The following is a 17,019-nucleotide window of genomic DNA, read 5'->3' on the forward strand; positions in this document are numbered from 1 at the left end:
CTCTGTCGCCCACGGAAGTAGGTGCCGCACCGCCATGTCCACCAGCCGAGCCAGATCAAGATTCAAAAGAGCGCTCGCGCTCACCACTGCCGTCCTGCTAGCGCCCGTCGCGCTCGCGACCCCGGCCGAGGCCGCTGGCGGCCCCAACCTCGCATCCGGCCGCACCGCGGCGGCCAACGCCACCGACGGCGCGTTCCCCATCGCCAACCTGACCGACGGCGACCAGGCCACCTACTGGCAGGGTTCCGGCGCATTCCCGCAGTGGGCGCAGGTCGACCTCGGCAGCAGCCAGAACATCGACCAGGTGCAGCTCAAGCTCCCGGCCAGCTGGAGCCAGCGCACCCAGACGCTCTCCGTGCAGGGCAGCCCGAACGGCAGCACGTTCGCCACGATCGTGTCCTCGGCGGCGTACACGTTCGCGCCGGGCAGCGGCAACACTGTCACGATCAACTTCGGTGCCACCACCGCGCGCTATGTGCGGATCAACGTCACCGCCAACACCGGGGGTCGGCCGCTCAGCTCTCCGCGCTGGACGTGTTCGCCGTCGCCGCGGTCGGGCCCAACCTCGCCGCCGGCAAGACGATGCAGGTGAGCAGTAGCCAGGGTGGCTACCCCGGAGGCAACGCCAACGACGCCAACCAGGGCTCGTACTGGGAGAGCGCGAACAACGCGTTTCCACAGTGGATCCAGGTGGACCTCGGCTCGTCGATGAGCGTCAACCAGCTGGTGCTCAAGCTGCCGACTGGCTGGGGCACCCGCACGCAGACGCTGACCGTGCAGTCGAGCACCACCGGCAACCCGTTCACCCAGCTGGTCGCCTCCGCCGGGTACGTCTTCAACCCGGCCAGCGGCAACACCGTGACGATCAACTTCACCGCCACCACCACCCGGTACCTGCGGCTAAACATCACCGCCAACACCGGCTGGCCGGCCGGGCAGATCTCCGAGTTCGAGGTCTACGGACCGGCGACGGGTGACACGCAGGCGCCGAGCACGCCCGGCAACGTCGCCTACACCCAGCCGGGCACCGGCCAGATCCGGCTCACGTGGAACGCGTCGACCGACAACGTCGGCGTCACCGCGTACGACATCTACGCCAACAACGAGCTCCGCACGAGCGTGGCCGGCAACGTCACCACCTTCACCGACAACCAGCCGGACGGCACCACGGTCTCGTACTACGTGCGGGCTCGGGACGCGGCCGGCAACCAGTCGGCGAACAGCAACACCGTGACCCGGCCGGGCGCCCCCACCGGCGGCGGTACCAACCTCGCCGTCGGTAAGCCGATCACCGAGTCCGGCCACATCCACACGTTCGTCGCCACCAACGCCAACGACGACAACGTGGGCACCTACTGGGAGTCCAACGGCTTCCCCGGCACGCTGACCGTACAGCTCGGCGCGAACGCCAGCGTCAACTCGATCGTGGTGCGGCTCAACCCGGATTCGATCTGGGGTTCCCGCACGCAGACGATCCAGGTGCTCGGCCGGGAGCAGAGCGCGTCCGGCTTCAGCAACCTGGTGTCCGCGCAGACCTACTCGTTCAACCCGGGCACCAGCAACACTGTGACGATCCCGGTCACAGCGACCGTCGCGGACGTGCAGCTGCGCTTCACCAGCAACTCGGGCGCACCCGGCGGGCAGGTCGCGGAGTTCCAGGTGATCGGCACCCCGGCGCCGAACCCGGACCTGACCGTCACCGGCATCACGTCCAGCCCGGCCGCACCGGTGGAGACCAGCGCGATCACCCTCTCCGCCACCGTGCGCAACGGCGGCAACGCGGCCTCCGGCGCCACGGACGTCAACTTCTACCTTGGTACGACGCTCGTCGGCACCGCCGCCGTCGGTGGGCTCGCGGCGGGTGCCACGGCCACCGTCTCGGCGAACATCGGCCCGCGCGACGCGGGCACGTACCAGGTGACCGCCAAGGTGGACGAGGACAACGACGTCATCGAGCAAAGCGACGCCAACAACTCGTTCACCAGCCCGACGGCCCTTGTGGTCACCGCGGTGTCCAGTTCGGACCTGGTGGCCGCGGCCGTGGGCTGGACGCCGAACAATCCGTCCAACGGCAACACGGTCACGTTTACCGCGTCCATCCGTAACCAGGGCAACATTGCCTCCGCGGCCGGTGCGCACGGCATCACGCTGACCGTGCTCAACGACTCCGGCGCGGTGGTGCGGACGCTTACCGGCTCGTACACCGGCGCGATCGCGGCCGGCGCCACCACGCCGATCATCAACCTCGGCACGTGGACCGCCGCCAACGGCCGGTACACGGTCCGGGTGGTGCTCGCGAACGACGCCAACGAGCTGCCGGTCAAGCAGGCCAACAACACCAGCGAGCGGCCGCTCTTCGTGGGCCGCGGCGCGAACCTGCCGTTCGACATGCTCGAGGCGGAGGACGGTACGGTCGGCGGTGGCGCGGCCGTCGTCGGTCCTAACCGGACGATCGGTGACCTCGCCGGTGAGGCCTCCGGCCGCCGGGCCGTCACCCTCAACCAGAACGGCGCGTTCGTGCAGTTCACCACGCGCGGCGACACCAACACGCTGGTCACCCGCTTCTCCATCCCGGACGCGCCGGGCGGTGGCGGTACCAGCAGCACGCTCAACGTGTACGTGAACGACGTGTTCCACAAGGCGATCCCGCTGACCTCGAAGTACGCGTGGCTGTACGGCGCGGAGGCCGGCCCTGGCAACTCGCCGAGCGCGGGCAGCCCGCGGCACATCTACGACGAGGCGAACATCTTCCTCAACTCCACCGTGCCCGCCGGCAGCCGCATCAAGCTACAGAAGGACGCGGCGAACAGCGGGACGTTCGCGATCGACTTCGTCAGCACCGAGCAGGTGTCGCAGGTGGGCAACCCGGACCCGGCGCGGTACACCACGCCAACCGGTTTCACCCACCAGGACGTGCAGAACGCGCTCGACCGGGTGCGCATGGACACCACCGGCAACCTGATCGGTGTCTACCTGCCCGCCGGCGACTACCAGACGTCGAGCAAGTTCCAGGTGTACGGCAAACCCGTCCGCGTGGTCGGCGCCGGCAACTGGTACACCCGGTTCGTCGCGCCACAGAACCAGGAGAACACCGACGTCGGCTTCCGCGTGGAGAGCGCGGCGAACGGCTCGCTCTTCACCGGGTTCTCGTACTTCGGTAACTACACCCAGCGCAACGATGGTCCCGGCAAGGTCTTCGACCTGCAGAACGTCTCCGGAATCACCATCGACGGCATCTGGGCCGAGCACCAGATGTGCCTCTACTGGGGTCTCAACACCGACAACATGACCATCCGCAACAACCGGATCCGCAACGGCTTCGCCGACGCCATCAACATGACGAACGGCAGCACGGGCAACCTGGTCAGCAACAACGAGTCCCGGGCGTCCGGCGACGACAGCTTCGCGCTCTTCGCGGCCACCGACGGCGGCGGCGGGGCGCAGCGGGACAACGTGTTCGAAAACCTCACGTCGATCCTGACCTGGCGTGCCGCCGGTGTCGCGGTCTACGGCGGGTTGGGTAACACGTTCCGGAACATCTATGTGGCGGACACCCTGGTGTACTCCGGTATCACCATCAGCTCGCTCGACTTCGGCATCGCGATGGACGGCTTCGGCGCCAGCCCGCCGACCGTGTTCGACGGGCTGTCGATCGTGCGGTCTGGTGGGCACTTCTGGGGTGCGCAGACCTTCCCCGGCATCTGGGTGTTCTCCGCCTCCAAGGTGTTCCAGGGAATCCGGGTCAGCAACGTGGACATCGTCGACCCGACATACCACGGCATCATGTTCCAGACCGGCTACGTGGGCGGTCAGCCGCTCTTCCCGGTCGCCGACACCGTCTTCACGAACGTCTCCATCTCGGGGCGCAGCGCAGCGGTGACGCCTTTGACGCCAAGTCCGGCTTCGGCATCTGGGCAAACGAGCTGCCCGAGCCCGGGCAAGGGCCGGCACGCGGCTCGGTGACGTTCAACAACCTACGGTTCAGCAACAATTTCCAGAACATTCGGAATACGACTACCACGTTCACCATCAACGTCAATCCGTAGTTCCCCACCGGGACAGGGCCTTCGCGCGTGCGCGGGGCCCTGTTTCGTTGTTTATCAAGCGTGTGGGTGTTTCCGGGACGCTGCCGGGCCCCGGCTTTAGGGGTTCTATACGGGTGTCCCCCGGCTCGGCGCCCGACAATCATGGCTCTCGTAAGTCGAGACGGACCCCCACCGATGCCCCCGGTGGGATCTCGCGGGGAGGAATCGTGACCCAAGCACTTGCCGAGCCCACATACCAGGAGCTCCGCTATCCGGCCGGTGGCACACCGGCGCACCGGCACGCGGACGCATACCGGTCGCTCTTCGAGCGGTCCGGCATCTGTATGGCCTCCGTCGACCTGGCGCTGCGGGTCCAGGAGGCAAACGAGCCGTTCCGCCGGGACCTCGGCGGAGCCAAGGAGATCGTCGGGCGCGACCTGTTCGATTTTCTCCGGGTGAGCACCCAGGCCACGCTCCGCCGCCAGTTCATACGCCTCATGGAGGGGCGGAACGAGCGGATCACCGAGCGGGTACTGGGGCTGCGCTCCGAGGAGTGCCTCATGCCCGCACAACTGACCGCGGTGTCCATCCGGGACCGCTCGCCGCTGGTGTCGAGCATCCTGATCATGCTTCAGTGGGACGAGACGGCGGCCGACACGGCTACCCGTTCGGCCCGCCACAAGGTGCTCACCGACCTCGACGCCCGCATCCTTCAGGGCGTGGCGATGGGCATGTCCACCGTCAACCTGGCCGCCAAGCTCTACCTCAGCCGGCAGGGCGTGGAATACCACGTGGCGACCATGATGAAGAAGCTCAAGGCGCCCAACCGGGCGGCGCTTGTCTCCCGGGCCTACGCGACGGGCGTGCTCTCCGCGGGCATGTGGCCCCGGTGGTAGCGCAAGAATTCATCAAGTAACCCCCTATCCGGGTTGCCTCATAGCGTGGTCAGGGAGTTGGCTGGCGGGCCGCTTGGCGTGGCGCCGCGCCAACTCCCTGTTTCACGTCCAGGAACGGGGAGATCAGATCCGGCACCGCCCGGTCGGCCAGTGTCAGCGCCTGAGCCTCGCCGGCGTCCGGAATCTTGTAGCCGCCGTGGTTGGCGGCGGTGGTGGCGGTCAGCGTGACCAGGCCGGCACGGCGTTGCATCGGCGAGCTTGTCACCACCCAGCCGATCACGCCGTCCCGGCGCAGAGCGACGGTGCTGCGCCGCACGCTCCCCTGCCGCGCCACGAGGTATTCGCCGGCGATGCCGTGTCCGAGGGCGCGGTAGGCATCGAGGCCCATCCAGACGGCGGCTGGGATCAGCACGACCGCGCTGATCCAGGCCAGGTGGAGCAGCGCTTCGACAAGCAGTAGCCCAAGCACGGCGAGCACCAGCGCAACCCCCACCGCGGCGCCGACCGCCCACACGAGGCGGCGCCGGCGGGCGGCCGGCGGGTGCGGGGTGAGGATAGCCGCCTCGGTCGGGGTCATCGGCTCGCGCAGGATCTCAGCCGCCACCCGGTGCGCCAGCTCCTTGGGTACGACCGGCAGCAGCGTACGCGGGTCGTTCCGCTGCTCGTCGATGCTGACCGTGAACCCGCTCGCCACCGCGTCCAGCCGGGCGCCGTCGGCCAGCCGGGCGCCGAGCGGCTCGACCACCTCGATGCCGCGCAGCCGGCGTTCCTCCAATGTGAGCGAGCGGCGGGTCAGCAGCCCCCGCCGCACCAGGAGATTGCCTGACTGACGGGTTAGGCGGAAGCCCCACCACAGCTCGACCCACAGGCCGAGCGAGCCGATCACGCCGAGCACGAGGCCGATCGCCACGATGACCCGAGCAGCGGGATCAGCGGCAGCTCCCGGAAGAGGTCACGGACGAAGTCGACGACCGCGACCTGGAGGTTGAACCAGTCGCTCACCTGCATCACGAGGCCGAACGCGCCGGCGCCGAGGGCGGGCGTGGTGACCGCGATGGGCGCGTACCGGATCCAGGCCAGGTTGAAGCGGGCCAGCTCGACCTCGGGTCCTTCGTGTCCCTTGTGGAGAAGGTCGGCCCGCAGCGCCTGGGCCACCTCCCGCCCGAGCGGGTCGAACGTGATCGAGACCTTGCCGAACATGTCCTGCTCGCCGGTACCGATCCGGAGGCTGGCCAGGCCGAGCAGCCGGTGGACGATGGTGGCGTTGACGTCGACGTTGCGCACCCGCTCGCGCGGCACCGACTTGTGCGTGCGGAAGACGAACGTAAAGCGCCGTTCCACCCGCTCCTCGGTGATCCGGTACTCGGTGTACCACCAGCGGACCCAGTCGACGAGCACGCCGTGCGCGATGAGCACGACTCCGCCGCCACCGACCACAAGGGACACGAGCCAGGCGGCGACGCCGCCTTGGAGGAGCAGGAGCGCGGTGGGCACTCCGGCGACGATGACGAGGCCGAGGAGATAGAGCGCGGTGAGCCAGAGGGTACGGACGTCGAGCCGCTGCCACTCCGCGCTGCTCATGTCGCGTCCCCGTCGGTTGCCTGGGTCACGGCGGTGAGCTTGCGTACCAGCTCCTCGGCGCGCTTGTGGTCGAGCCCGTCGATCCGCACCGGTCCCCGCGCGGAGGCGGTGGTGACCGTGACGGTGGCGAGGCGGAAGCGCTGCTCCAGCGGGCCGCGCACGGTGTCGACGGTCTGGATGCGGGACATCGGCGCGATCCGCCACTGCTGGAAGAACCAGCCCCGGCGCGCGTACACCGCGTCGAGCGTGACCTCCCAGCGGTGCACCTGGTACCGGATCCGGGGCACCGCGACCGCGTACGCCACGCCGCCGATGACGACGAGCACGAGCGCGGTGAGCAGCCACGGCCGGAGCGGGCCGATGAGCAGGGCCAGTACGGCGAGGACCAACGCCGCCGCGCCGGTGACGGCGAGCGCGCGAGTGGCCCACCAGGTGACGGCGCGGCGCTCGACGGGGTTGCGAGGCGGGCGGAGTCGCACGGTACGCGTCTCGGTCACGCGATCAGTCTCCCTGCTGGCTGAGTTCCTCGTCGAGGAGCGCGAACATCTCCTCGTCCGAGGCGTCATCCAAGTTAATCTCTGCGCGCGGCGCCTGCTCGCCCCGAGCGTCGGCCCATCTGGCCCGGAGTACCTCGAGCCGGCCTTCGATCTGCTGGTGCGCCTTTGCGTCCACTGTGGTGCCGGCGAGCGCCTTCTCCAGCGACTCCAGCACGGCCAGCAGCCCGTTGAGCTCGGCCGCCGCGTCCGGTGCCAGCTCGCCGTGCAGGTACTCGACAAGCGCGGCCGGCGTCGGTTGGTCGAACAGCAGCGTGGCGGGCAGGCGGAGGCCGGTCACCGCGTTCATCCGGTTGCGGAACTCGACGGCGGTCAGCGAGTCGAACCCGAGGTCCTGGAACTGCCGCTCCGGCTCGACGTCCGCCCGCCCGGCGTGCCCGAGCACCGCCGCCACCTGGTCGAGCACCAGCTCCAGCAGCACCTCGCGGCGCTCCGCCTCGCTCACGGCGGCGAGGCGCTGGGCGAGCCGGTGCCCGCCGTCCGCCACCTGATCGCGGCGGGCCGGTACGCGGATGAGGCCGCGCAGCAGCGCCGGCACGTCTCCGGCCCGGCGGATTGTCGCGAGGTCCAGCCGTACGGGTACGAGGCTGGCCGTTTCCGCGCCGAGCACCGTGTCGAACAGCGCCAACCCCTGCTCAGTGGTGAGCGGTGGCATGCCGGCCCTGGCCATCCGCTCGTTGTCGGCCGCCATGCCCTGCGCCCACGGTCCCCACGCCAGCGAGACAGCCGGCTTCCCGTCCGCCCGTCTTTGCGCGGCAAGGGCGTCGAGGAAGGCGTTGCCGGCGGCGTAGTTCGCCTGCCCCGCCCCGCCAAACGTCCCAGCCGCCGAAGAGAACAGCACGAACGCTTGAAGATCACCGGCCAACTCGTGCAGGTGCCAGGCCGCATCCACCTTCGGCCGCAACACCTTGTCGAGCCGCTCCGGGGTCAACTGAGTCAGCACGCCGTCGTCGAGCACCCCGGCGGCGTGCACGACCGCACTCACCCGGTGCCGGGCCAGCAGCGACTCCACCTGCACACGCTCGGCGACGTCGCACGCTTCCACGGTCACCTCGGCACCGAGCCCGGCCAGCTCTGCGGCCAGGTCGGGAGCGTGTCCGCTGCGGCTGACCAGCAGCAGGCGCCGCACACCGCGGGCACCGGCCAGGTGCCGGGCCACATCCGCACCCAGGCCGCCGGTACCGCCCGTGACAAGCACAAGACCATCCGGATCCCAGGTGTACGGGTCGCCTGCTGCCGCCCTGCCCAGCCGCGCGACGTACGCCTCGCCGTCGCGGAGCACGACCTGCGGCTCGGCGGCCTGGAGTGCCGGGGTGACGTCGGCCTGGTCGGTGTCGACGAGGGCGAAGCGGTCCGGATTCTCCGACTGGGCCGAGCGCACAAGGCCCCACACGGCGGCTGCCGCCGCGTCGGCGCCGGTCGTAGCGCCACGGGTGACGACGACGAGGCGGGACCCGGCAAGCCGCTCGTCGGCGAGCCAAGCCTGCATGAGCCCGAGCATGTCGGCGGTGAGGGCGTGAGTGGCTTCGACCGGCTGCCCGCTGCCCTGCGCGGTGACGAGCATTGTCGCGGGTGGGTCCGTCACGGCGGCGAGGTCCGGGTAGGCGGTGGCACCCATCGCCTCCGCGAGTCCGAACGGGTCGGTGCCGAGGACGGCGACGGATCCCGCGTGCTCCCCGGCCGCCGTGGCCGGCACCCAGTCGAGGGCGAAGAGGGCATCCTGCTCGATGGGCTTCGCGACGGTGGCCACCGGCCTGGTGACGAGCGACTCGACCGTGGCGACAGGTGCGCCACCGGCGTCGGTGACTGAGATGGACAGTCCACTCTGGTCGGACCGCGCGAGGCGTACGCGTAGCGATGTGGCACCCGAGGCGTGCAGCGTGACGCCCGTCCAGGAGAAGGGCAGGCCGCCGGCGTCGTCGGTACCGCCCTCGCTGGGCAGCATCGCGGCGTGCAGGGCGGCGTCGAGCAGGGCCGGGTGGATGCCGAAGCCGTTCCCGGCGCCGTCTGGCAGCTCGACCTCGGCGAAGGTCTCGCCGCCCCGGCGCCAGGCCGCCCGTAGGCCCTGGAAGGCAGCTCCGTACGCGAAGCCGGCGGCGGCGAAGGCGTCGTAGCAGCCCTCCACGTCGACCGGTTGGGCGCCGGCCGGCGGCCAGGCTTCGCCGCTGGAGGTGGCGGCCCGCTCGCCGGCCACGAGCACGCCTGCCGCGTGCTGGGTCCACGGGGCGTCCGCCTCGGCCGAGTAGACGCCGATGCGGCGGCGACCCTCCTCGTCCGGCTCGGACACCGAGACCTGGAGGCGCACTGTGCCCTGTTCGGGCAGGACCAGCGGCGCGGCCAGGGTCAGCTCTTCGACGTGGCCGCAGCCGACCTCGTCGCCGGCCCGGATCGCGAGCTCCACGAAGCCGGTACCAGGGAAGAGCAGTGCCCCGCCGACGCGGTGGTCGGCCAGCCAGGGGTGCGTACGCAGCGAGAGCGTGCTGGTGAAGAGCATGCCGCCGGAGTCGGCGAGTTGTACGGCGGCGCCGAGCAGCGGGTGGTCGGTGGCGTCGAGCCCGGCGGCGCGTACGTCCCCGGTGCGGGTGGTCGCCGGGGCCGGCCAGTAGCGCTGGTGTTGGAAGGGATACGTGGGTAGGTCGACATGCTGTGCCGCGCTGTACACCGGTCGCCAGTCGATGGCGGTGCCGCTGGTGTGCAGCCGAGCCAAGGCGGTCAGGAACGCCGTTTGTTCGTCGCGGTCCTTGCGCAGGATGGGGATCGCGGTACCGGTCATCGCGGACAGCACCCCGTCCGGCCCGATCTCCAGCAGCGTGGCGCCGTCGAGGGCAGCGACTGCGTCGGCGAACCGCACGGTGTCCCGCACATGACTGACCCAGTACTCAGGATCGGTCACATCCCCGGCTGTCGCGATCGGGACCCGCGGCGGACGGAAGGTGACGTCTTGGATGGCGGCCCGGAACTCATCGAGCATCGGATCCATCAACGGCGAATGGAACGCATGCGAAACCCGCAACCGAGTGGACCGCTCAAACCGCCCCGCCACCGCCTCCACGTCGTCCACATCCCCCGCGATCACCACAGCGGAAGGACCATTCACCGCGGCGATCGACACCCGCCCAACCAGGTAGGGCGTGATGTCGTCTTCGCTGGCCTGGACCGCGACCATCGCCCCACCAGCGGGTAGCCGCTGCATCAGGCTGGCCCGCGCGCTGACCAGCCGGCAGGCATCCGGCAGGTCGAGAACGCCAGCGATGTGGGCGGCGGTGACCTCACCGATGGAATGGCCGGCAAGGTGGCCGGGCTTGATGCCGAACGACTCGGCCAGACGGTAAAGGGCGACCTCCACCGCGAACAACGCCGGCTGCGTATAACCAGTCTGGTTCAACGCTTCGACGTCCTCACCCCACATCACGTCCCGCAAACCCGGGTCGAGATGCTCCAACACCTCATCGAGCGCCGCCGCGAAGACCGGGTAGTGGGCGTACAGGTCACGACCCATACCCAGACGCTGCGAACCCTGACCGGAGAAGAGCACGGCCAGCGGACCGGGCTTGGCCTGGCCGCGCGCGACCTCGCTGACACCGTCCCGGGTCGCCAGCAGGACCGCGCGGTGGTCGAAGACTGACCGCGTGCTCAGCGTCAAGCCGACATCCGCCGCTGGGACGTCGACGGCCCGCAGCCGCTCGATCTGCACGGCCAGCGCGGCCTCGGACTTGGCGGACACCGGCCACGGCACCATGGCCGGGTGCGGGGCGGCTTCGCTGGCTGGTTGCGCCGGCTGCTCGAGGATGACGTGTGCGTTGGTGCCGCTGATACCGAACGACGACACCGCCGCCCGGCGCGGCCGGTCCACCTCAGGCCAGGCTGTCTGCTCAGTCAGCAGCTCGACCGCGCCAGCAGACCAGTCCACATGCGACGACGGCACGTCCACGTGCAGCGTCTTCGGCGCGACACCGTGCCTCATCGCCATGATCATCTTGATTATGCCTGCCACGCCAGCGGCTGCCTGGGTGTGACCGAGGTTCGACTTGACCGAGCCGAGCAGCAACGGCCGCTCCCGGTCCCGCCCATAGGTCGCAAGGAGCGCCTGCGCCTCGATCGGGTCGCCGAGCGTCGTGCCGGTGCCATGACCCTCGACCACGTCGACGTCCGCTGTGGAGAGTCCGCCGCTGGCGAGGGCCTGCCGGATCACCCGCTGCTGGGAAGGGCCGTTCGGGGCGGTGAGGCCGTTGGAGGCGCCGTCCTGGTTGATGGCGGAGCCCCGTACTGTCGCGAGGACTTGGTGGCCGTTGCGCTGTGCGTCGGATAGGCGTTCCAGCACCAGCATGCCGACGCCCTCGGACCAGGCCACGCCGTCGGCCGCGTCCGCGTACGCCTTGCTGCGCCCGTCGGGTGACAGGCCCCGCTGCCGGGAGAACTCCACGAAGGCTGTGGGAGTCGACATCACCGTCACACCACCGGCCACCGCGAGCGTGCACTCCCCGCCCGCAGCGCCTGTGCGGCGAGGTGCAGTGCGACAAGCGACGAGGAGCAGGCGGTGTCCACACTGACCGCCGGCCCTTCGAAGCCGAACGTGTACGACACTCGGCCGGATGCCACGCTGCCCGAGCTGCCCTGGCCCTGAAGTCCCTCGTGCTCGCCGCCGTCGAGGAGCGCGCCGTAGTCGTTGTACATGACGCCCGCGTACACGCCGGTCTGGCTTCCGCGCAGGGACACCGGGTCGATGCCGGCCCGCTCGACCGCCTCCCACGTCACCTCCAGCAGCAGCCGCTGCTGCGAGTCCGTGGCGAGCGCCTCGCGCGGGCTCATCCCGAAGAACGCCGGGTCGAAGTCGCCAGCGTCGCGCAGGAAGCCGCCCTCGCGCGTGTACGAGGTGCCGAGGTGCTCGGGGTCCGGGTTGTAGAGGGCTTCCAGGTCCCAGCCGCGGTCGGTTGGGAACTCGCTGATCGCGTCGGCACCGTCCCGGACGAGCCGCCACAGGTCCTCGGGCGAGCCGACCCCGCCCGGGTACCGGCACGCCATGCCGACGATGACGATCGGGTCGTCGGCCACGCTGGGCAGTACGGTGGCGGGCACGGCGACCGCACTGTCCACATCGAACAGCTCGTCGTGCAGGTAGCCGGCGAGCACGGTCACGGTCGGGTAGTCGAAGACGAGCGTCGCCGGCAGCCGCAGTCCGGTGCTGCCGCCGAGCCGGTTACGCAGCTCCACGGCGGTGAGTGAGTCGAAGCCCAGCTCCTGGAACGCCCGCCCCGGGTCGACCTGTGCGGCTGTGGCGTGCCCGAGTACGGCGGCGACCTGCCCCCGTACCAGCTCGACAAGCTCGGTCCGGCGCTCGGCTTCCCCGAGTCCGGCGAGGCGGGCGATAAGCCCGCGCGTGGCGTCCGAGGCTTGGCCCCGGCGGACCGGTACGCGGATGAGCCCGCGCAGCAGCGCCGGCACCTCACCGGCCTTCCGCAGCGTGGCCAGGTCCAGCCGTACGGGTACGAGGTTGGCCGTTTCCGCGCCGAGCACCGCGTCGAACAGCGCCAACCCCTGCTCACTGCTCAGCGGTGGCATGCCGGAACGAGCCATCCGCTCGTTGTCAGCAGCCATGCCCTGTGCCCACGGTCCCCACGCCAGCGAGATAGCCGGCTTGCCTTCCTCGCGGCGCTTTGCCGCGAGCGCGTCGAGGAACGCGTTGCCGGCCGCGTAGTTTGCCTGCCCCGCCCCGCCAAACGTTCCAGCCGCCGAAGAGAACAGCACGAACGCCTGCAAATCATCGGTCAGCTCGTGCAGGTGCCAAGCCGCATCCACCTTCGGCCGCAACACCTTGCCGAGCCGCTCCGGAGTCAGCTGAGTAACCACCCCGTCATCGAGCACACCGGCCGCATGCACCACCGCACTCACCCGATACCGGGCCAGCAGCGCCTCCACCTGCACACGCTCGGCAACGTCGCAGGCCTCGACCGTCACCTCCGCGCCGACCTCGGTCAGCTCAGCCGCCAGGTCCGGCGCGTGCCCACTTCGGCTGACCAGCAGCAGCCGCCGCACACCGCGGACACCGGCCAGATGCCGGGCGATGTCCGCGCCCAAGCCGCCGGTACCGCCCGTGACCAGCACAAGACCATCCGGATCCCAGGTGAAGCTGTCGGCCGGCGCTGAGGCACGGCTCAGCCTTGCGGCGTGGATCGTGCCGTCGCGGACGAGGATCTGCGGCTCGCCGGTCGCGAGCGCCCGCTCCACCTCGACGGTTCCATCGGTATCCACAAGGACGAACCGGTCAGGGTGCTCCGACTGCGCGGACCGCACCAGACCCCACACGGCTGCCGCCGCCACGTCATCGCCGGTCGTGGCGCCCCGAGTGACGATGGCGAGGCGGGACCCGGCGGGCCGCTCGTCGGCCAGCCAATCCTGGAGCTGCCCGAGCACCCGTGCCGTCAGGGCGTGGGTGGCGTCCACCACCGCGCCGGCCCCCTCGGCTGGCACGATCGCCGCGCCTTCGAGCGGCTCGGCGGGGTGTCAACCGGCACCCACTCCAGGCGGTACAGCGCGTCCCGCTCCACCGGCCCCTCGGCCTCCGGCAGTGCCCGGACCACCAGCGAGCGTACGGAGGCGACCGGCACACCAGAGGTGTCGGCCACGTCGAGGCGGAGCGCGTCGTTGCCCACACGGGACAGTCGCATCCGGACGGTCGCGGCACCAGCGGCGTACAGGCGCACGTCCGACCAGGTGAACGGCACGGCCAGGCCACCCGACCCGTCCTCGCCAGCACCGGCGAAGGCGGCCGCGTGCAGGCTCGCGTCGAGCAGCGCGGGGTGGATTCCGAACGCACTCGCGCCGTGTACCTGCTCGGGAAGCGCGACCTCGGCGAAGACCTCGTCGCCGCGCCGCCACGCCGCCCGCAACCCTTGGAAGGCTGGACCGTAGTCGAGGCCCGCAGCCGCCCGGCCGGCGTAGAAGTCGTCTAGGTCGACCGGTGCGGCGTCCACCGGCGGCCAAGCGTCCACATCGAACTCTGACGCCGGACCGCCCTCGGCCAGCTGGCCAGAGGCATGCTCCAGCCACGGCTCGTCCACGCCGGACCGCGAGTGTATCGCGATCGGTCGGCGGCCGGCCTCGTCGGGCGGGCCGACCCGCACCTGCACCTGGACGGCGCCCGACTCGGGAAGTACGAGCGGTGCGGCCAGCGTCAGCTCCTCAACCCGGTCGCAGCCGACCTGGTCGCCGGCCCGGATCGCCAACTCCACGAATCCGGTACCGGGGAAGAGCAGCGCACCGCCCACGCGGTGGTCGGCGAGCCACGGGTGCGTGGCCAGCGACAGCCGCCCGGTGAACACCACGTCGTCCCCGCCGGCAAGCTCGACCGCCGCACCGAGCAGCGGGTGCCCGGCCGGTGCCTGGCCCAGCCCGGCCGCGTCCCCGGTGTACATGGGGGCGGCCGGCCAGTACCGCTCGTGCTGGAACGGGTAGGTGGGCAGCTCGACCGGCTTCGCTCCGGTGAACGCCGGCCGCCAGTCGATGGTGGTGCCGCTGGTGTGCAGCCGTGCCAGGGCGGTCAGGAGTGCGGTCTCTTCGTCCCGGTCCTTGCGCAGGGCGGGGATTGCGGTGCCCGTCATGGCCGACAGCACCCCGTCCGGCCCGACTTCCAGCAGTGTCGCCTCGCCGAGGCTGTCGACCGCATCAGCGAACCGAACCGTGTGCCGCACGTGCCTGACCCAATACTCAGGGTCAGCCACGTCCCCGCTACTGGCGATCGGGATACGCGGCGGGTGGAAGGTCAGGCTCTCGATCGCGGTCCGGAAGTCATCGAGCATCGGGTCCATCAGCGGCGAGTGGAAGGCGTGCGAGACCCGCAGCCGGGTCGCCTTCTCGAACCGCGCCGCTACTGCCTCCACCTCGCTCTCCACACCGGCGATGACGACGGCCTCGGGTCCGTTGACAGCGGCGATGGACACACCGGAGGTCAGCACCGGCGCGATGGCGGCCTCTGTGGCTCGGAGGGCGACCATCGCCCCACCGGCCGGCAACTGCTGCATCAGACCCGCGCGGGCGCTCACCAGACGGCAGGCATCGGCCACGTTGAAGACACCGGCGACGTGAGCAGCTGCGATCTCACCGATGGAGTGGCCAGCGAGATGGTTTGGCTTGACGCCGAAGGACTCGATGAGGCGGTAGAGCGCGACCTCGACGGCGAACAGCGCGGGCTGGGTCCAGCCGGTCTGGTTGAGCAGATCCGGATCCGAACCCCACATCACGTCCCGCAACCTCGGATCGAGATGTGTCAGGACCTCATCCAGCGTTGCCTTGAACGTCGGGAATCGGGCGTACAGATCACGACCCATGCCGAGCCGCTGCGACCCCTGGCCGGAGAAGAGCACGGCGAGGGATCCGGGCTTGGACACGCCCCTGGCCACCTCAGTGATGCCGCCGCCGGCCATCGACAGGAGCACCGCCCGGTGCTCGAAGACGGAGCGAGCGGTCAGCGACAGTCCGACGTCGGCGGGCGGGAGGTCCAGGGTGCGCACCCGCTCGATGAGCGTCTCCAGCGCCGGCTCGGACTTGGCCGCGACCGGCCAGGGCACCGTCGTCGGTTGGACCGCCGGCTCGGGTGTGGGTACCGGCTCGGGCTGCTCCAGGATCACGTGTGCGTTGGTGCCGCTGATGCCGAACGACGACACCGCAGCCCGCCGTGGCCGATCCACGTCTGGCCACGCCACGGACTCAGCGAGCAGCTCGACCGCGCCCTCCGTCCAGTCCACATGCGACGACGGCGCATCGACGTGAAGGGTCTTCGGTGCGATGCCCTGCCGCATCGCCATGATCATCTTGATCACGCCTGCCACACCAGCGGCTGCCTGGGTGTGGCCGAGGTTTGACTTGACCGAACCGAGCAGCAGTGGCCGCTCCCGGTCCCGGCCGTAGGTGGCCAGCAACGCTTGGGCTTCGATCGGATCGCCCAGCGTGGTGCCGGTGCCGTGCCCCTCGACGACATCGACGTCCGTCGTGGAGAGTCCGCCACTTGCCAGGGCCTGGCGGATCACCCGCTGCTGCGAAGGGCCGTTCGGCGCGGTCAGGCCGTTCGAAGCGCCGTCCTGGTTGACCGCGCTGCCCCGTACGACCGCCAGGATCGCGTGGCCGTTGCGGACGGCGTCGGACTGGCGTTCCAGCACGAGCATGCCGACGCCCTCGGACCAGGCCACGCCGTCGGCCGCGTCGGCGAACGCCTTGCACCGCCCGTCCGCTGCCAGCCCGCGTTGACGCGAGAAGTCGACGAACGCGCCGGGCGTCGACATCACCGTTACGCCGCCGGCTACGGCGAGGGAGCATTCACCACTGCGGAGGGCCTGCATCGCCCAGTGCATCGCGACGAGGGAAGAGGAGCAGGCGGTGTCCACGGTTACCGCCGGCCCCTCGAACCCGAACGTGTACGCCACCCGCCCGGACGCGATGCTCAGCGACGTACCGCTGCCCTGGTGGCCCTCGTAGTCGCCGCCGCCGAGCAGGGCGCTGTAGTCGTTGTACATCGCGCCGGCGAAGACACCCGTCTGGCTGCCGCGCAGGGATGCGGGGTCGATGCCGGCCCGCTCGACCGCCTCCCACGTCACCTCCAGCAGCAGCCGCTGCTGCGAGTCCGTGGCAAGCGCCTCGCGCGGGCTCATCCCGAAGAACGCCGGGTCGAAGTCGCCAGCGTCGTGCAGGAAGCCGCCCTCGCGCGTGTACGAGGTGCCAGGGTGGTCAGGGTCGGGGTGATACAGCGCCTCGACGTCCCAGCCCCGGTCGGCCGGGAACGGGGTGATGGCGTCCACTCCCCGGCGACCAGCCGCCACAGGTCCTCCGGCGAGGCGACCCCTCCGGGGTAGCGGCAGGCCATGCCCACGACCACGATCGGGTCGTCGCTCACCGGCGGCAGCGCTCGTACCGGCACGGCGGGGACAGTGTCCACATCGAACAGCTCATCGTGTACGTGCGCGGCGAGTACGG

At 70.5% G+C, this 17,019-nt stretch carries 6 protein-coding genes and 4 pseudogenes; 2 read left to right on the forward strand and 8 right to left on the reverse strand.

Going from position 1 to position 17,019, the window contains the following annotated elements; translation table 11 throughout:
* The first annotated feature begins 34 nt into the window (after window positions 1–34).
* A pseudogene (locus Pflav_RS26715) lies at window positions 35–4,046 on the forward strand (galactose-binding domain-containing protein).
* Window positions 4,047–4,252: 206 nt separating this feature from the next.
* Window positions 4,253–4,921, forward strand: a complete 669-nt coding sequence (locus Pflav_RS46265) for a helix-turn-helix transcriptional regulator (protein ID WP_173039163.1) — start codon at window positions 4,253–4,255, stop codon at window positions 4,919–4,921.
* Between the two features lie 49 nt (window positions 4,922–4,970).
* Here Pflav_RS46265 and Pflav_RS43935 read toward each other — a convergent pair whose 3' ends face one another.
* From Pflav_RS43935 to Pflav_RS48095, 8 genes and pseudogenes are all read right to left on the reverse strand, one after another.
* The gene (locus Pflav_RS43935; RefSeq protein WP_197938755.1) at window positions 4,971–5,831 is read right to left on the reverse strand and encodes a PH domain-containing protein; all 861 of its coding nucleotides are present in this window, start codon (window positions 5,829–5,831) and stop codon (window positions 4,971–4,973) included.
* Window positions 5,804–6,502 (reverse strand): PH domain-containing protein, encoded by a 699-nt coding sequence (locus Pflav_RS43940; protein WP_197938756.1) that lies wholly within the window; start codon window positions 6,500–6,502, stop codon window positions 5,804–5,806. The genes Pflav_RS43935 and Pflav_RS43940 overlap by 28 nt, the downstream gene beginning before the upstream one ends.
* Entirely contained in the window at window positions 6,499–6,999 is a 501-nt protein-coding gene (locus tag Pflav_RS26730) for a PH domain-containing protein (RefSeq protein WP_232071951.1), read from the reverse strand. The genes Pflav_RS43940 and Pflav_RS26730 overlap by 4 nt, the downstream gene beginning before the upstream one ends.
* Window positions 7,000–7,003: 4 nt before the next feature.
* A complete protein-coding gene (locus tag Pflav_RS48965) occupies window positions 7,004–7,747 on the reverse strand; it encodes a phosphopantetheine-binding protein (RefSeq protein WP_415624395.1) in 744 nt (247 codons plus the stop codon).
* A 66-nt stretch (window positions 7,748–7,813) separates the two neighbouring features.
* Window positions 7,814–9,256: pseudogene (locus Pflav_RS49340) on the reverse strand (SDR family oxidoreductase); the annotation flags it as partial.
* 39 nt (window positions 9,257–9,295) lie between these two features.
* Window positions 9,296–13,539, reverse strand: a pseudogene (locus Pflav_RS48975) (type I polyketide synthase); the annotation flags it as partial.
* On the reverse strand, window positions 13,476–16,214 hold the full coding sequence (locus Pflav_RS43950) for a type I polyketide synthase (protein ID WP_332107884.1): 2,739 nt from the start codon (window positions 16,212–16,214) through the stop codon (window positions 13,476–13,478). The pseudogene Pflav_RS48975 and the gene Pflav_RS43950, both read right to left, overlap by 64 nt.
* Window positions 16,215–16,244: 30 nt before the next feature.
* Window positions 16,245–16,909, reverse strand: a pseudogene (locus Pflav_RS48095) (beta-ketoacyl synthase N-terminal-like domain-containing protein); the annotation flags it as partial.
* Window positions 16,910–17,019: the final 110 nt, after the last annotated feature.

It is taken from the genome of Phytohabitans flavus, assembly GCF_011764545.1.
In the GTDB taxonomy this organism is placed as follows: Bacteria; Actinomycetota; Actinomycetes; order Mycobacteriales; family Micromonosporaceae; genus Phytohabitans; species Phytohabitans flavus.

What these genes read in the sequence shown, in the direction of transcription:
- Pflav_RS43940 (WP_197938756.1), bottom strand. Translation starts at nt 6,502, where the DNA reads ATGAGCAGCGCGGAGTGGCAGCGGCTCGACGTCCGTACCCTCTGGCTC.
- Pflav_RS43950 (WP_332107884.1), bottom strand. Translation starts at nt 16,214, where the DNA reads ATGCTCGTGCTGGAACGCCAGTCCGACGCCGTCCGCAACGGCCACGCG.
- Pflav_RS48965 (WP_415624395.1), bottom strand. Translation starts at nt 7,747, where the DNA reads ATGGCGGCCGACAACGAGCGGATGGCCAGGGCCGGCATGCCACCGCTC.